Below are 570 nucleotides of genomic sequence, written 5' to 3' on the forward strand. Positions count from 1 at the left end.
GACAACACCGGCATCGCCGACCTCGCGGGCAACGCCGGCAGCGGCACCACCGACTCCAACAACTATGCCGTCGACAGCCAGCGCCCGACCGCCACCATCGTGCTCTCCGACAGCAGCCTGAGTGCCGGAGAAACCTCGCTGGTCACCATTACCTTCAGCGAAGCCGTGACCGGTTTTGACAATGCCGACCTGAGCGTCGCCAACGGCACCTTGAGCAATGTCGCGTCGAGCGATGGCGGCATCACCTGGACGGCGACGTTCACGCCGACCGTGGGCGTCAACGATGCGACCAACCTGATTGTCCTGAACAACACCGGCATCGCCGACCTGGCCGGCAACAACGGGACCGGCACCACCAGCTCGCCGAACTACACCATCGACACCGTGCTGCCGACTGCGACCATCATCATTGCCGACAACGCGCTGAAAATCGGTGATACCTCGCTGGTGACTATCACCTTCAGCGAAGCGGTGAGCGGTTTCACCAACGCCGACCTGACGATTGCCAACGGCACGTTGTCGGCAGTCAGCAGCAGCGACGGCGGCATCACCTGGACGGCCACGTTCACG

Annotated in this window: 1 protein-coding gene; it reads left to right on the forward strand. The window is 63.3% G+C overall.

Annotation, left to right across the window (positions count from 1 at the left end; genetic code table 11):
• A partial coding sequence (locus B1722_RS28475) for an Ig-like domain-containing protein (protein WP_256578875.1) occupies positions 1 to 570 on the forward strand: 570 nt, incomplete at both ends.

The sequence above is a fragment of the Pseudomonas sp. SCPG-7 genome, assembly GCF_002156405.1.
GTDB classification, from domain to species: Bacteria; Pseudomonadota; Gammaproteobacteria; order Pseudomonadales; family Pseudomonadaceae; genus Aquipseudomonas; species Aquipseudomonas parakoreensis.